Source organism: Pseudomonas sp. GW456-12-1-14-TSB6 (genome assembly GCF_059424205.1).
Genome location: NZ_JBWKZE010000001.1, coordinates 100,146 through 115,917, shown reverse-complemented (window position 1 = coordinate 115,917; position 15,772 = coordinate 100,146). Strand labels below are relative to the sequence as shown.

Genomic DNA, 15,772 nt, shown 5'->3' with positions numbered 1-15,772 from the left:
CATTAGTCGGGATTTTTTTCGTCAACCAAAAGCGGTGATTAAAAGTTGTAGCTTACGCCTACACTGTAGTTCCAGTTCTGTTCAATGGTATTACCTTTACTTCCTCCCGCCTCGCCATAGACCTGCCAGTTTTTCTGGGCGGGCACCCAGTTCACCCCCACTGTATATTCAAGGCTGGTACTGGAAGGGTCACTGTTAAAGTCATCATTATTGACCTTTACATCGTTACTTTTTACAAATTCGTGCCCCATCGCCAAGCGTACCCTTGGTTGCAGCTTGCTGGCGTTGTCCAGAGTGATCTCACGGCCGATGGTCATCCCCACTTTACCCAACAGCGAGTGCGCCGCACCGGCATCAACTTCCAGACCATTGTCCAACCGGTATTGCTTTGCCTGGACCGCGCCAAGGCCTACCTGAGCAAAGGGTTCAATAAAGTCACCGTTATCAAACCGAATGAGCTTGCCCACTTCCACTGTTGCACTTAAACCCAGATTTTTATAGTTGCCTTTGCTGCGAGTGCCGTCACTCATTGTGACGTTGGCCTGGTTATCAAACTGGTTGACCTTGCCCACCACGTCCACATACATGCCGCTCGCTACATCAAGCAACGTGCCATAGACACCCGCATTGAGGCTGTCGACTGTCGCCGTGGAACCATTTTTGAGGTCTATATCAGTGCGCCCTGACCCTACAAACGCCCCGACAAGCCATTGCTGACCGCCCAGTTGCGCTTGAGTATCGGCACCCAGCGAGAAGCCACGCTGGTTCTGGGTGAAACCTCCACCATAAGCGTTGGAAACGTTGTACTGGCTGCCATAAGTGCGCATCCACACACTATTGCTCAACTTTTTCATCGAGGTATCGCTTCTTGCCAAAGGCGATGTATCTCCACTACTACTGCTCAGACGACGATCGCCCAGACGGCTATTGAGCGAGGTCATCTCTCCATACAGGATGCTTCGTGTACTGCCGGCAATCGCCAATACCGTATTCGTCGAGGTACTGACAGTCTGATTGGGTTTAAGGAACAGCCCTTCACCCTCCCTCAACAATCCATAAGTGCGTGAGCCTGCATCGACCAGCCCATTACCATTCAACGCGAAGCTCGCATCGCCACCTGCAACGTTGCCGATTTTCACCAAATCGGGAGTCGTCGGATTGGTGCCACTCGCTGTCACCTGAAGTTTATGCTCACCGCTGGCACCTTTTGTAACATTCAGGAAATCGGTACGCTCGGTATTCAGGTCGGCGTGCATGACGAAGGTGCCCTTGCCCGACACATTCTCCACATCCAGTTGGTGGAAAGAGCCTGTATCCCCCAGGCGAACAATACCGTCTTCCAGCTCCAGACTTTGCACCGAGCTGTTGCCCGTGGTAACCCATTGGCCGGCATTTCTGATTTGGATATTCGCTGAATTTTCAATTTGGCCAGTCAGCGTTGCGCCATTATCCAGCGCGACCGTGCCAGCGGTATCGGTGACAACATCGCCTGTCATGCTGCCACCATGATTCAGTGACAGACTGATGACGTTGTTCACGTTCCCATTGAGTGCAGCACCATTATCGATCGTGACCGCAGCGCCACTACCGGCTTGGGCAAGTACATCTCCGGTCATGGTGCTTCGAGTATCGAGCGTGACCTGAGCGACATTTTGCAGATTACCGGCCAGTGATGCGCCATTTTGAAAACGGGTCCGAGCGGCGCTGCCGGAGTCGACCACTACATCCCCCACGAGCGCACTGTTATCAACGGTGAGCCCGACGGTTGCCCCGTTTTTTACTTCAAGCACATTGCCGTTGCCCGCCACCAATGTGGAATCATTGAGCACATGAATATCGGCCTTTGCACCTTGCAAATTCAACAAGTCGGTAGAGATCGCGGGGCCCGTTCGACCTTCAATCCGCGAATCATCAAGCACTACCGTTGACGTTTCCCCGCGACTGGGTTCGCTCCCAATGTGCAGACCGACGTCGCCACCGCTGATGAAGCTATTTTTCGCCGAGAGTGAGCCATTCAGGAGTCTGACCCCGTCCGACGTCGTGCCAGTTGCGCTGATGGTGCTTTCAATCAACTCGAGTACGCCAAGACCGTTGACCTGCGCCCCCACACTCGAAGCCGTCACGGTGCTGTCAACCAACTTTACGCTGGAGCCGGATTGATCCTGAATATTGCGTGTCAACATCAACCCCACAGCGTTACTCGTTATAGTGCTGTTCGTGATCTCCGCGCTGCTGCTGGCAAGGTTGATCGCTGCGCCAGTACCCGATGTGTTTGCAACCGTCCCCCCAATCATGTTCATGACCGACAATCGCTCAAGAGCAATCTGTTTGTTACTTCCCCCATTGACTTCCAGCTTCGCTCCAACCGCCCCAATATTATCTGTATCCGCACCGTTGGAAATCAGCTCGGAGCCTGGGTTCAGTGTCCAGGATTCAATCGGGTCGGTGCTATCAATCGTCTCACTTTGTCCAGGATTTAATACACCGGCGTGAGAAACCGAGACAGATAGCATCAGCAGCGCAAAGGAAGGAATTGCCCGGCTATTGCCAAAAATATCGAATTTGAAAGGTGGCGTGGTACGCATGCGAGTAGCCCTTAGTAATATCCTGTGCCAAAGCAGAAGTAGTTCGAATCCGGCGCCGGATAACAAATATGGAAAGCGCGCCGAAGACTACAGATGTAACCGCTACGTCTCTGTAGGACTAATCCTAAAGTGTCGACAGATAAGTCTTCAGAACACTCATCTCTGGTGGTTTTCGTCGCAAGAGCTCGTATGTAAAATCACACCCAATCAACATGAACCTCGTTCGCCATGTTGATTGGGTGTCCAGCCACTAATTAACCGTCACTGCCCGCCCCCAAGTCTTCACAGTATTCGAGACTACTATTACGTACTCTGACCGGATGCATTTCCTTGGGTGACTCAAACGTTGTTTCACCCAGTTTTATCTCGTACCAAATTTGCGCGTAATAAAAGGTGACCGGATTCGTTGCTGGCGTCTCCAGTTGAATCGTCTTGAACAGCTCGTAGTCCATATCGAAGACGAGATCGCCCCCTCCTGCCGGCATATTTTTTGTTTCCTTGAACGTTGCGCCGGTGATCGGCGTTACCGGAACTTTCTCTTTCCAACCCTCCATCCTCATAGTGACAGGCCTGTTTGGTGGTAGATCGCGATGACCGCCCGGCGCCGACACTTTAAGTGGAGGTACGATAGTATTTCCTTCGTCTACAGTTCGAGGCACCATCGTTTTGCAGGTAATATACCGCTCACCACCCAGCTCAATGAATGGACCTTTATGCGGATCCAAGTCGATTTCAAATGTTTCGACCAGCACGTCAGTTCTGGGCAACTGCCGCATAATATTGGGATTGCCAGGGTATTCAATGGTGTAGTGAGCCTTGATGTTTCCTGGCTCGACAGGTGAAATCTCCGAGTAATCAACATCTATAAAGACAGCGGTATCAGTATTTTTCATTTGTATCGATCCTACTGGCTTGTCGTCCCAGTAGAACGTGATTAACGCATCCCTCAGTAGATCCGGCAGACCTGTCCACCTGGTAGCGGTGAAGCGTACAGGATGATTAATATCCTCCGTGGTCAGATGGTTCTTGTTGCCAGCACCCTCGCGCCCATTAACTACGACCGGAAGCAGATTATCGTTGTCCAGTTCGGGTAACGTATCAGGAGGTATTCCCGGGAACACAAAGTAGACGAATATCGACGTTGGCGGCTCATCTATTGGAGTGTTCGCTCCACGTTTCAACGAGTAAGAAATTTCTACAGTCTTCTCATCTGTAGCGCCTTTCGTCACTTCGTCCAGAATATCGTAGGTAAGTTCCATTTTGAACGGACCGGGGCTCGCGCCTAACTCTTCGCTCCCCAGCACTACCTCTTTGTCGCCCTTGACTTTTACGGTGATAAGGTCTTTCGGATCGCCGTTTTCCGGATAATCGATCTCGGCAAAGATTTTTGTGCCGACAGGCAAAAAAGTACCGAGACTGATCGCTTCCGTATGGCTAGGGCCCGCCGCTGGTACCCTGAGTTGCTTGAGCAGTGGGGGCGGCAAAAATGCGATCGGCAGCAAGGGGATGCCTGAGATAACAGAGTCCAGCGATTTGTTCCTCGGTGCGTCATGCCACATATAGCGATGGTATAAGCTTCCGTTTGGAAGTTTCCTCAGCTCATCGAGACTGATCGTGAACTCTCCTAGCAAAGGATTCGACGAGGGTGTGACCACATCTCGGTAAATGACGGGCATGGTTGTGGTCGTGCCCGATCTGTTAGCGACACAAAAGGTAACTTCGTCATTGTCCACACGGTTGGCGTAGTCTATTGCAACGTTAACCACCAGTCCCCTAGGATTTTTGTCGGCCCACTCTTCGTCAATCCTCTCCCCTCCAGCCACATCCAGATTGGCAAATGTCGCGAAAGGCGGTGCGCTTCTGCTGAAGGGTTTTTTTACATAATAGGGAGCATTCTTGTCGACAAAGAACTCAACCGGGGTCGAGCTATCTTCAATGCCAAGCCCATCGATGATATGGAAGCGGGCGTAATACGGCGTTGGCCCAGGAATGTCCGGGTCATCCGGAATCAGGCTATTGAGTACCGGGATATCCACCGGAAAGAAGCCTGCAAAGTCCTCTGGTATATCTATCTTTCCAAGTTCTTTTTCAGGTTGCCCAACTCTATTCCCTTTTACCATTGCTATACCGCCACCAAACAGTCCATCTTTGAGTTCCATTAACCTCATTCGGATAGCGGGTTTATTCAACTCTTCCAACAGGATTCTGCCATCGCCTTCAATCTGACCGACGATTTTCGGCGGGTCAGCAAATGGCCCAGTTCGCGTTGATTTACGAGGCCCGCCATTCTCCGCATTTTCTTTAGCAGTCATTTTAATATTCTCCTCTGTGCATTAAGCCAAATGGCCTGATCTGCTCCATCAGTCTGACAGCTACACAACAACTTCCTGATGAAAAGCAACGTTAAAAGCAGATTGAATCAACAATCATAAACTCGCCCCTTAAGTTATTACCCTTTGTTATTCGAAACACACACCTGCGCCAAAACCTTGCGCCTGCGCGGCCACCCTGAAAATCACTTGGCGAGAGCCGTCATGAATAACAGTACGTACTACCAGAAAGAATCCTATCTATCTTTGCCACGGCAAGAAGAGATTTTCCAATCACCCTGCCGGCCCTGGTAATGGTATAGATCGCAACAAGCGAGTCTTCATCAATTAATGGCTTTATGCAGGGAGCAAAAGAAACAGATTGAGAAAATCCGTTTTCAATCTCTTGATCATTCAAAAACCTAGTCAGCGTTTCTGCCGACTCCGGAACGATGTGTTCTCCATTTTCCCCGGGGGATCCGTTAAGTGTTCGATAACCCTGTAATTTGAGGGAAAATTGATCACCGGGACGAGCCCATGGCTGCTTCGGAATATCTATAACGATGCCTGATGTCAATGCAGGATCGGTTTCACAATTGTAGTACCCGTACTTCGTCAGATTGGTAAAAATGGCTTCCGCAAGTATCTTTTCAGGCTCTTGAGTGTGATCGATGATCAGTGGTTTGCGGGGTGATGGATCCGGCATACCGAAGGCAGTTATGATGTAATAAAGCAGTGCAGTACCGTTAACTGCCATCCGTGATGGAGGGATTGTTACTTCGATCTCCGGCGGAACGATCCCCGTCGGGAATCGCCGCTCAAACAGGAGTTCCTCATTTCCGTCCTGAAGCCAAAACACTTCAAGATGATCATCAAATGACGTTTCTTCCCAGCGTTGAATTCGGGCTGTGGTGCCGCTAATCAGAAGCGGCAAGGGAATAAATCCATCAGGTTCTGTAACACCATCCACGGTGATCTCAGCCGCCAATGGTGCTTCCGTTTGGGACGCAAGTTTTTCTTCACTCGATTGAGTACTCAAAGACATCTGGAATTCCTCCACACGTTTGAAGTTCTTCGTCCCTCGTTAACGATTAGGCAACGGCGGTCTCTCATTGGCTACTGTCAGATCTAACAGGTTTAGATACCGTTCGTCGGATTATGGTGGCTGTTCAGGCAATTATCGGTTTCCGCCGACTTGACGTAGCGCTTACATTTGACGCTTCATGAAACCGGTTTCAGCACTACATTGCTAACGCTTTAATTCCAATAACAAGGTCGCCATGACGTGAACGATTTCTCCGCCGCCCAGCGCAGCCGCGTCACCATGCTCGATGTCGCCGAATACGCAGGCGTGTCCAAGGCCAGCGTCTCGCGCTTCATTGGTGACGACCGCGCCCTGCTCTCGGATGCCATCGCCCAGCGCATCGAGCAGGCAATTGCCGAACTCGGCTATCGCCCCAATCAAATGGCCCGCGGCCTGAAACGCGGCCGCACGCGCCTGATCGGCATGCTGGTGGCCGATATCCGCAACCCCTATTCGATTGCCGTGATGCACGGCGTGGAAACCGCCTGCCGGCGGCACGGCTACAGCCTGGTGGTGTGCAACACCGACCGCGACGACGAGCAGGAACGCCAGCACCTGGCGCTGTTGCGCTCGTACAACATCGAAGGGCTGATCGTGAACACCCTGGGCCATCATCGGGATGAGCTGGATGAGTTGAAGCGGGAAATGCCGCTGGTGCTGGTGGATCGCAAGGTCGACGGGCTCGACAGCGACATGGTTGGGTTGAACAACCCGCAAGCCGTCGAAATGGCGCTCGAACATCTGCAGCAGCGCGGCTATCGCGATGTGCTGCTGGTGACCGAAGCCTATGACGGTACCAGTTCGCGGATCGAGCGGGTCAGCAGTTTTCAGCAGCAGATTGGCCAGCGCAAAGACATGCGAGGCGCGGTACTGGAAACTGATTCGAGCCTTGTGAACGATCTTCAAACCTTTTTGAACACACCTGATAACGGCCCGAAAGCCCTGTTCTGCGCCAATGGCGTGGCGGCGCTGGCTTGCACCCTGGCGCTGCGCGAGATTGGCTGCCGGTTGTTCGAGGATGTCGGGCTGATCGCCCTGGATGATCTGGACTGGTATCCGTTGGTGGGCAGTGGGATTACTGCTCTTGCTCAACCGACGGAGGAGATTGGTGCGCGGGCGTTTGAGTGTTTGCTCAAGCGTTTGCGTGGGGATGATGAAGCGGCGCGTACGCTGGATTTTGCACCGATGCTGATCGAGCGCGGCTCAACGCTCAGCAAGGCGGAATAAGGCCCTGTGGGGCCACCAAAAAATTTTTGAACAAAAATGAAACCGGTTTCAGAGGTAGATAACAATGAATAAACCTGCCGTTTCCATCAGCCTGTCCAGCTACGGCGCCGACCTCGTTCGCCGTCGTGGCCAGGCTTCGTTCCTCGAAGTGCTGGCCGCTGCCGGCGCCAATCGCATCGAATGGCGTGAAGAGCTGCTGACCAACGAAGTCCCGGAACAACTCTCCACCGCCACGCAAGCTCAAGGCCTGCAAAGCATCTATTCCTCGCCGACCGAACTGTGGCTGGCCGGTCAGTCGCGGCCTAATCCCGAACTCATCACCGCGCTGCAGAACGCCGAAGCGTTTGGCTCGAAGTGGCTGAAGGTGTCGCTGGGTTTTTTCACCGACAACAACGATTTGCAGACGCTCGCGCAAATCCTTGCGCAAAGCCCTGTTCAACTGCTGGTAGAGAATGACCAGACCCTGCACGGTGGCCGCATCGAACCGTTCCAGCGCTTCTTCGCCGCCGTCGAGCAACACAACTTGCCAATCAAGATGACCTTCGACATCGGCAACTGGCAGTGGCAGGACCAGTCCGCCACCAGTGCCGCTCGACTGCTGGGCCGCCACGTCGGTTACGTGCATTGCAAAGCCGTGGCCCGCCGCGCCGACGGCAAACTGGTAGCGGTTCCACCTGCCGCCAGCGACCTGCATCTGTGGGAACAACTGCTGCGGCACATGGCCCAAGGGGTGATGCGCGCCGCCGAATACCCGTTGCAGGGCGATGATCTGGTGCAACTCACCACCGAACACGTCGCCGCCCTCGCCCACCTCGGCCAATCCCGTCTGGAGCCTGCTCATGTCTGAGATCGATATTCTGTCGTTCGGCGAAACCATGGCGATGTTTGTCGCCGAACAGAGCGGCGATCTGGCCTCGGTCGAGCAGTTTCACAAACGGATTGCCGGGGCCGACAGCAATGTCGCCATCGGTTTGTCACGGCTGGGTTTCAATGTGGCTTGGCTGAGCCGGGTCGGTGCCGATTCGCTGGGACGATTTGTCGTCGAAACCCTGGCTCGCGAAGGGCTGGATTGCAGCCATGTCGAAGTGGACAACGCGCACCCGACCGGTTTCCAGCTCAAGTCACGCAACGATGACGGCAGCGATCCGACGGTCGAGTATTTCCGTCGTGGCTCAGCGGCCAGTCATCTGTCATCGCAGTCGATCAACCCGACGTTATTAAGCGCCCGACACCTGCACGCCACTGGCATTCCGCCGGCGCTGTCCGCATCGGCCCGGGAAATGTCCCGTGAACTGATGACCCGCATGCGCAACGCCGGGCGCAGCGTGTCGTTCGACCCGAACCTGCGCCCGAGCCTGTGGGCCAGCGAACGGGAGATGATCACCGAGATCAACCGCCTCGCTGCCCTCGCCCACTGGGTGTTGCCGGGGTTGAGTGAAGGTCGCTTGCTGACCGGTTTTGAAGATCCGGCGGATATCGCGGCGTTTTATCTCGATCAGGGTGCCGAAGCCGTGGCGATCAAGCTCGGGCCGCAGGGTGCGTATTACCGCACGCATCTGGATCAGGGGTTTGTCGCCGGGGTGCCGGTCCAGACCGTGGTCGATACGGTCGGCGCCGGGGATGGTTTTGCGGTCGGGATGATCAGTGCCCTGCTGGAGCACCAGAGTTTTCCCGAGGCCGTCAGACGCGCCAACTGGATTGGCAGTCGCGCGGTGCAGAGCCGTGGCGATATGGAGGGTTTGCCGACCCGATCCGAACTTCTAGCTCATCGTTCCCACGCTCCTGCGTGGGAATGCAGCCCGTGACGCTCTGCGTCACATGGGACGCGGAGCGTCCCCGGAGGCATTCCCACGCAGAGCGTGGGAACGAGCAACATCCAATCAATTGAACCTGCTGCGACAAAAACAACAAGCTCAGGAGCAAGACCATGAAAACCGTAACCCTCGCCACCCGCCGCTGGTGGTACATCATGCCGATCGTGTTCATCACCTACAGCCTGGCGTACCTGGACCGCGCCAATTACGGATTCGCTGCTGCGTCCGGAATGGCTGAGGACCTGATGATCACCCCAGGCCTGTCTTCGATGCTCGGCGCGCTGTTCTTCCTCGGTTACTTTTTCTTCCAGGTGCCCGGCGCGATCTACGCGCAAAAGCACAGCGTGAAGAAGCTGATTTTCGTCAGCCTGATCCTCTGGGGCGGGCTCGCCACGCTGACCGGCGTGGTCTCCAACGCCTATTGGCTGATCGTCATTCGTTTCATGCTTGGCGTGGTCGAAGCGGCGGTGATGCCGGCGATGCTGGTCTATCTCTGCCACTGGTTCACCCGCGCCGAACGCTCGCGGGCCAACACGTTCCTTATCCTCGGCAACCCGGTAACGATGCTGTGGATGTCGGTGGTGTCGGGCTATCTGGTGCAGCATTTCAGCTGGCGCTGGATGTTCATCATCGAAGGTCTGCCGGCAGTCCTTTGGGCCTTTATCTGGTGGAAGCTGGCCGATGATCGTCCGGCCCAGGCCAAGTGGCTCAACGACCAGGAAAAGCACGATCTGGAAAGCGCCCTGGCGGCCGAACAGGTCGGGATCAAAGCAGTGAAGAACTACGCCGAAGCCTTCCGTTCGCCGAAGGTGATCATTCTGGCGCTGCAATTTTTCTGCTGGAGCATCGGCGTCTACGGCTTCGTGCTGTGGCTGCCGTCGATCCTCAAGGCCGGCGCGCAGATGGACATGATCGAGGCCGGCTGGCTGTCGGCGTTGCCGTATCTGGCGGCGGTAATCGGCATGCTGCTGGTGTCGTGGGGCTCGGACAAACTGCAAAAACGCAAACGCTTCGTCTGGCCGCCGCTGCTGATTGCCTCGGTGGCGTTCTACGGTTCCTACGCGTTGGGCGCGGAACATTTCTGGTGGTCGTACACGCTGCTGGTGATTGCCGGCGCCTGCATGTATGCGCCTTATGGGCCGTTCTTCGCCATCGTCCCGGAGATCCTGCCGGCCAACGTTGCCGGTGGCGCCATGGCGCTGATCAACAGCATGGGCGCCCTCGGTTCGTTCGGCGGCTCGTATCTGGTTGGTTACCTGAACAGCTCCACCGGTTCGCCCGGCGCTTCGTACCTGTTGATGAGCGGCGCGCTGATGCTCTCGGTGGTGCTGACGATTTTTCTCAAGCCCGGCGCGAGCGACCGGGTGACGGCCAAGCGTGTCGCACCGCGTCCGCTGCCGGCCCATTCCTGAATTGATAGAGAGATGACTGCGATGAAAAAGCAGGTTGTGCTGTACAAAAAACTGTCGCCGGCGCTGATGGCGCGCCTTGAGGAACAGGTCGACGTGACGCTGATCGACAGCCTCGACGCCGATGGCCTGATGAAACTGCGCGACGCCCTGCCCGGTGCCCACGGTTTGCTCGGCGCGAGCCTGAAGCTGGACGCGGCACTGCTCGATCTGGCACCGCAGCTGGAAGCGATTTCCAGCGTCTCGGTGGGCGTCGACAACTACGACATCGACTACCTGACCCGGCGCAAAATCCTGCTGACCAACACCCCGGACGTGCTCACCGAAACCACCGCCGACACCGGTTTCGCCCTGATCCTGGCCACCGCCCGGCGCGTGGTCGAACTGGCGAACATGGTGCGCGGCGGTCACTGGCACCGCAGCATCGGCCCGGCGCATTTCGGCACCGATGTGCACGGCAAGACCCTGGGCATCATCGGTATGGGGCGGATTGGCGAGGCGTTGGCGCAGCGTGGACATTTCGGGTTCGGGATGCCGGTGATCTATCACAGCCAGTCGCGCAAACCGGCGGTCGAGGCGCGCTTCGATGCGCAGTACCGCAGTCTTGAGGATCTGTTGCGGCAGGCGGATTTCATCTGCCTGACCCTGCCGCTGACGGCGCAGACCGAAGGTTTGATTGGTGCCGAGCAGTTTGCGTTGATGCGGCCGGAGAGCATCTTCATCAACATTTCACGGGGCAAGGTGGTGGACGAGGCGGCGATGATCGACACCTTGCGGCATAAGCGGATTCGCGCGGCGGGGCTGGATGTGTTTGAGCGCGAGCCGCTGAATCACGACTCGCCGTTGTTGCAGTTGAACAATTTGGTGGCGACACCGCACATGGGCTCGGCAACCCACGAAACGCGCGAGGCGATGGCGCGGTGTGCAGTGGAGAATCTGTTGGCGGCGTTGGCTGGGGAAAAACCCGCCAACCTGGTGAATCCTCTCCACTGATGATCGTTCCCACGCTCTGCGTGGGAATGCCTCAAGGGACGCTCCGCGTTCCAGCTCTGGAAGGGACGCGGAGCGTCCCGGGCTGCATTCCCACGCGGAGCGTGGGAACGATCAGGAGGAAACCCTCAGGCACTGCGCACTTGCAGAAGCTGCGCAGCACAAAGTGCAATCCGCGAACACGCATCCGCCAGTTTCACTCTATCCACCACCAATCCGATACGGATATGCCCCGCCGCACTGGGCCCGAACGCTTCCCCTGCCAGCACCGAAACCCCATACCCCTCCAGCAGCCGCTCGGCAAAGTCCTGCGCGCCGAGCCCGGTCTGGCGCACGTCGACCATCACAAACATCCCGCCATCCGGCTTGATCGGATACAACCCCGGACAGCCGCGCAACCGCTCGCACACCAGATCCCGACGCAAGCGGTATTCCTCGCGCATCTGCGTCACTTCCGGCAGATCTTTCTCCAGCGCGATCTGCGCCGCTTTCTGCACAAAATCCGGCAACCCGAACAACATGCTCAGCGACAGATTCACCAGATGCTCGGCCAACGGCTTCGGCCCGATCATCCAGCCAATGCGCCACCCCGTCATGGCATGGGATTTCGACAGGCTGTTGATGGTCGCGGTGCGCTCGGCCATGCCCGGCAGGCTCGCCGGGCTGATGTGCTCGCCTTCGTATAACAATTCGCTGTAGACCTCGTCGCTGATCAACCACAAGTCATGGCGGATGCACAGCGCTGCCAGCTCTTGCCAGATCAGCAGCGACAGGCTCGCACCGGAAGGATTGTTGGGACTGTTGAGCAAAATGGCTCGTGTCCTGGGAGTGATCCGCGCCGCGACATCCGCCGGGTCGACGCGAAAACCATTCTCCGGACGAACCGGCACCGGCACCACGGTTGCGCCGCAGGCACCGAACACGCCTTCGTAGGTCACGTACATCGGTTCGGCGACGATCACTTCATCGCCCGGATCAAGCAGACATTGCGCCACCGAATACACCGCGCATTGCGCGCCGGGCAGCACGATCACATGCTCGGCATCCACATCCTGGCCGCTGTTGCGTCGATGGCGCTCGGCGATCTGCTTGCGCAACTCCAGCCGGCCGCGCACGTCGGAATAATGCGTATCACCCGCCAGCAGGCTGTCGATGGCGCCGTGGATGATCGGCAGCGGCGTATCGAAATCCGGATCACCCACGGACAGCAGCAACACATCAATCCCTTCGGCGCGCAGCTCCAGCGCTCGGTCGTGAATCCGCCAGGCCGCTGCTCCCTCCCCGGCGATTCGTTGGGTCAAGGCTGAATAGCGCATGTACGTCTCCTGATTGCGCGGTCTCCAGCCTTCACCCTAGGTCAAATCACAAAGCGCGCCACCATCGCATTCAAATCCACCGCCAGGCGCGACAGTTCGTGGGTCGCGGCGCTGGTTTGATTCGCGCCGGCGGCCGATTGGGTGGCCAGGTCGCGAATGTTGACCAGGTTGCGATCGACCTCGCGGGACACCTGCGCCTGCTCTTCCGAGGCGCTGGCGATCACCAGGTTGCGCTCGTTGATCTGGTGAATCGACTGGGTGATCTGCTCCAGGGCAACACCGGCGGCGCGGGCCATTTCCAGGGTTGTCTGGGTGCGCTGGTTGCTTTGTTGCATCGACTCGACCGCTTCACCGGTTCCGTTCTGGATGCCGGCGACCATTTTTTCGATTTCCTGGGTCGATTGCGCAGTGCGATGGGCCAGTGCGCGAACTTCGTCCGCTACCACCGCGAATCCGCGCCCGGCTTCACCGGCACGGGCCGCTTCGATGGCGGCGTTGAGCGCCAGCAGGTTGGTCTGTTCGGCGATGGCGCGGATCACGTCCAGCACCTTGCCGATATCGCGGCCCTGTTCGGCCAGGCCTTCGATCATCTGTGCGGTGTTCTGCACGTCGTAGGTCATGGTCTGGATCGCGTCGACGGTTTTCACCACTTGATCGCGACCTTCGCGGGCGGCGTGAGTCGACTGGTTCGAGGCTTCGGAGGTCGACACTGCGTTGCGCGCAACTTCTTCCACTGCGGCGGTCATTTCGTTGACGGCGGTGGCAGCCTGTTCGATTTCGTCGTTCTGCTGTTGCAGGCCACGGGACGCTTCTTCGGTCACGGCGCTGAGTTCTTCAGCAGCAGCGCCCAGTTGCGTGGCGGAGCCGGCGATCTGTTCGATGGTTTTGCGCAGGTTGGTCTGCATCGCCGCCAGCGCTTCAAGCAGGCGCGCCGGTTCGTCCTTGCCGTCGATTTCGATGGCTTTGGTCAGGTTGCCGCCAGCGATGGTTTGCGCGGCAGCGACGGCGCGGTTCAGCGGCGTGACGATGCTGCGGGTCAGCAGCCAGGCCAGCAATACGGTCAACAACGCGGCAATCACAGACACGGCGATGATGCCGGTAATGGCACTGTTGTAATACTCACCCGCCTGAGTGGAAGCGGTCTTCGCGTCGGCGGCGTTGATCGCGATCAGCTTATTGAGTTGTTCGCCCATCTTGTCGGTGCCGTCCTTGATCTTCGTGTTGATCAGGGCGCGCATCTCGTCGAGCTTGTCCTGGCGCGACAGCTCCATCATCTGATTCTGCGCTTGCACATAGTTGTCGAGAGTCGTCGAAAACTCCTGATATAACGCGCGTTCCTCCGGGCCGGCCGGCAGTACTGCGTAACTGGCCTGGGCAGCGCGCACCTTGTCCACCAGCACACCGATGCGGGTCTGGGCTTCCTGCAAACCGGCCGGTTCGCGGTTGACCAGAATGCGGAACGAGAGAATCCGCAGGCGCAGCACGTTCTCCGTCACCACCGCGAGTTGGGTGACGCTTGGCAACTGCGTCGAGTCCATCTCCAGGGAAGCCTGACGGATGATCGACATGCGATTGACGGCGAACACGCCGAGCACGATCACCAACAAGGCAATGAAGGCAAAACCGAGGAAGGCACGGGGCGCGATATTCAGATTACGCAGGGACATAGGAGGACTCTCGGATAGTTGAAACTACGAGCGTCCATGCCGTTATCACGGGCCCGTGGGCGGGCTTCGTTCCGGCGTCACTGTTTTGGAAAATCTTGTGTGCGCCTGATTTCTGTATCGGCCAGGCTTGAGGAAGTTTGCGGGGAAAGATGAAATATTTTTCACGGCGCTGCGGGTGTTTCAGCGCTGAAACACCCGTTGTTTCAGATGATGACTGACAGGTCAGGCCGGAGTTGCAATACGCCATACGCGAGCAATATCTGTTGCACGTTCACGCAACAGGCGCGGGGCTTCGGCGCAGGCCTGTTCCAGGGGCATCGGGCCGCTGGTGACCGCGAATGCAGCGTCGATGCCGTGATCGTAGAGTTCCTGATATCCCTCGCCCAAGGTGCCGGCGATGACGATTACCGGAACGCCTTGCTGCTTGGCGATCCGCGCGACGCCAAACGGGGTTTTGCCGCGCAGGGTCTGGGCATCGAAGCGCCCTTCTCCGGTAATCACCAGATCCGCGCCCTTCACAGCGTCGGCCAGACCGACCAGCTCGGCGACCACTTCGACACCGGCCTGAAATCGCGCACCGAGAAACGCCTTGGCGGCAAAGCCCAATCCACCCGCTGCACCGCTGCCCGGCTCATCCCGCACATCCTTGCCCAACGCCTGCGCACAGAGTTCGGCGAAGTGACCGAGGGCCTGATCCAGTTGCTGCACTTGCGCGGGTGATGCGCCCTTCTGCGGGCCGAAAATCGCTGAAGCGCCGTGGGGGCCGCACAGCGGATTGTCGACGTCTGCGGCGATGTCGAAACGCACTTGCGTCAGACGCGGGTCGAGCTCGCTCAGGTCCAGACGTGCGAGTTGCGCCAACGCCAGACCTCCCGGCACCAGCGATTGCCCTTGAGCATCCAGCAGTTTCACGCCCAACGCTTGCATGGCGCCGGCGCCACCGTCGTTGGTGGCACTGCCGCCGATGGCCAGAATGACTCGCTGCGCGCCGGCATCCAGCGCGGCGCGGATCAGCTCACCCGTGCCGAAGGTGCTGCTGATGCAGGCATCACGCTGCCCCGGCGGCACCAGTTGCAAGCCGCTGGCCTCGGCCATTTCGATGATTGCGGTGTGGTTATGCGGCAACCAGCCCCACGCAGCTTCAACTGCCGAACCCAACGGGCCACGCACGCGAGTGCGGCGCAATTCGCCTTCGCACGCGGCGAGAATCGATTCCACCGTGCCTTCGCCACCGTCGGCCATCGGGCACTTGACCAGCGTCGCCTGCGGCCAGACCTGCGCCAGGCCCAACGCAATGGCTTCTGCAACGCCTTGGGCACTCAGGCTGTCCTTGAACGAATCGGGGGCGATGACGATTTTCATGCGAATTCT

11 protein-coding genes are annotated in these 15,772 nt (G+C 57.5%); 5 read left to right on the top strand and 6 right to left on the bottom strand.

Features of this window, described 5'->3' with window-relative positions:
• Positions 1–38: 38 nt before the first annotated feature.
• The 3 genes from AC07Y2_RS00540 to AC07Y2_RS00530 all read right to left on the bottom strand — a co-directional run bounded on the left by AC07Y2_RS00540 (position 39) and on the right by AC07Y2_RS00530 (position 5,939).
• A complete protein-coding gene (locus AC07Y2_RS00540) occupies positions 39–2,585 on the bottom strand; it encodes an autotransporter outer membrane beta-barrel domain-containing protein (protein WP_074690490.1) in 2,547 nt (848 codons plus the stop codon).
• 254 nt (positions 2,586–2,839) lie between these two features.
• Positions 2,840–4,897, bottom strand: coding sequence for a hypothetical protein (locus AC07Y2_RS00535; RefSeq protein WP_103385199.1), 2,058 nt, complete (start codon positions 4,895–4,897; stop codon positions 2,840–2,842).
• 220 nt (positions 4,898–5,117) lie between these two features.
• A complete protein-coding gene (locus tag AC07Y2_RS00530) occupies positions 5,118–5,939 on the bottom strand; it encodes a hypothetical protein (protein WP_103385198.1) in 822 nt (273 codons plus the stop codon).
• A 240-nt stretch (positions 5,940–6,179) separates the two neighbouring features.
• Here AC07Y2_RS00530 and AC07Y2_RS00525 point away from each other — a divergent pair, with 240 nt between their 5' ends.
• The 5 genes from AC07Y2_RS00525 to AC07Y2_RS00505 all read left to right on the top strand — a co-directional run bounded on the left by AC07Y2_RS00525 (position 6,180) and on the right by AC07Y2_RS00505 (position 11,421).
• The gene (locus AC07Y2_RS00525) at positions 6,180–7,205 is read left to right on the top strand and encodes a LacI family DNA-binding transcriptional regulator (protein WP_039768692.1); all 1,026 of its coding nucleotides are present in this window, start codon (positions 6,180–6,182) and stop codon (positions 7,203–7,205) included.
• Between the two features lie 64 nt (positions 7,206–7,269).
• Positions 7,270–8,052, top strand: a complete 783-nt coding sequence (locus AC07Y2_RS00520) for a sugar phosphate isomerase/epimerase family protein (protein ID WP_074690487.1) — start codon at positions 7,270–7,272, stop codon at positions 8,050–8,052.
• Complete coding sequence (locus AC07Y2_RS00515) at positions 8,045–9,010, top strand: sugar kinase (protein WP_103385197.1); 966 nt, start codon at positions 8,045–8,047, stop codon at positions 9,008–9,010. The genes AC07Y2_RS00520 and AC07Y2_RS00515 overlap by 8 nt, the downstream gene beginning before the upstream one ends.
• Before the next feature lie 122 nt (positions 9,011–9,132).
• Complete coding sequence (locus AC07Y2_RS00510) at positions 9,133–10,431, top strand: MFS transporter (RefSeq protein ID WP_103385196.1); 1,299 nt, start codon at positions 9,133–9,135, stop codon at positions 10,429–10,431.
• Between the two features lie 21 nt (positions 10,432–10,452).
• On the top strand, positions 10,453–11,421 hold the full coding sequence (locus AC07Y2_RS00505) for a 2-hydroxyacid dehydrogenase (protein ID WP_103385305.1): 969 nt from the start codon (positions 10,453–10,455) through the stop codon (positions 11,419–11,421).
• A 125-nt stretch (positions 11,422–11,546) separates the two neighbouring features.
• Here the strand turns inward: AC07Y2_RS00505 and AC07Y2_RS00500 are convergent, their stop codons facing one another.
• The 3 genes from AC07Y2_RS00500 to AC07Y2_RS00490 form a co-directional block, all read right to left on the bottom strand.
• A complete protein-coding gene (locus AC07Y2_RS00500; protein ID WP_074690484.1) occupies positions 11,547–12,734 on the bottom strand; it encodes a pyridoxal phosphate-dependent aminotransferase in 1,188 nt (395 codons plus the stop codon).
• 41 nt (positions 12,735–12,775) lie between these two features.
• Positions 12,776–14,401 carry a methyl-accepting chemotaxis protein gene (locus tag AC07Y2_RS00495; protein ID WP_103385195.1) on the bottom strand — a complete coding sequence of 542 codons (1,626 nt, stop codon included), beginning with the start codon at positions 14,399–14,401 and terminating at the stop codon, positions 12,776–12,778.
• A 222-nt stretch (positions 14,402–14,623) separates the two neighbouring features.
• Positions 14,624–15,763 (bottom strand): glycerate kinase, encoded by a 1,140-nt coding sequence (locus AC07Y2_RS00490; RefSeq protein WP_103385194.1) that lies wholly within the window; start codon positions 15,761–15,763, stop codon positions 14,624–14,626.
• Between the last annotated feature and the right edge of the window lie 9 nt (positions 15,764–15,772).

Bases quoted from the DNA above. Each gene is read 5' to 3' on its own strand.
- AC07Y2_RS00530 (WP_103385198.1), bottom strand. From the start codon at position 5,939: ATGTCTTTGAGTACTCAATCGAGTGAAGAAAAACTTGCGTCCCAAACG.
- AC07Y2_RS00535 (WP_103385199.1), bottom strand. From the start codon at position 4,897: ATGACTGCTAAAGAAAATGCGGAGAATGGCGGGCCTCGTAAATCAACG.
- AC07Y2_RS00510 (WP_103385196.1), top strand. From the start codon at position 9,133: ATGAAAACCGTAACCCTCGCCACCCGCCGCTGGTGGTACATCATGCCG.
- AC07Y2_RS00490 (WP_103385194.1), bottom strand. From the start codon at position 15,763: ATGAAAATCGTCATCGCCCCCGATTCGTTCAAGGACAGCCTGAGTGCC.
- AC07Y2_RS00515 (WP_103385197.1), top strand. From the start codon at position 8,045: ATGTCTGAGATCGATATTCTGTCGTTCGGCGAAACCATGGCGATGTTT.
- AC07Y2_RS00505 (WP_103385305.1), top strand. From the start codon at position 10,453: ATGAAAAAGCAGGTTGTGCTGTACAAAAAACTGTCGCCGGCGCTGATG.
- AC07Y2_RS00500 (WP_074690484.1), bottom strand. From the start codon at position 12,734: ATGCGCTATTCAGCCTTGACCCAACGAATCGCCGGGGAGGGAGCAGCG.
- AC07Y2_RS00540 (WP_074690490.1), bottom strand. From the start codon at position 2,585: ATGCGTACCACGCCACCTTTCAAATTCGATATTTTTGGCAATAGCCGG.
- AC07Y2_RS00520 (WP_074690487.1), top strand. From the start codon at position 7,270: ATGAATAAACCTGCCGTTTCCATCAGCCTGTCCAGCTACGGCGCCGAC.
- AC07Y2_RS00495 (WP_103385195.1), bottom strand. From the start codon at position 14,401: ATGTCCCTGCGTAATCTGAATATCGCGCCCCGTGCCTTCCTCGGTTTT.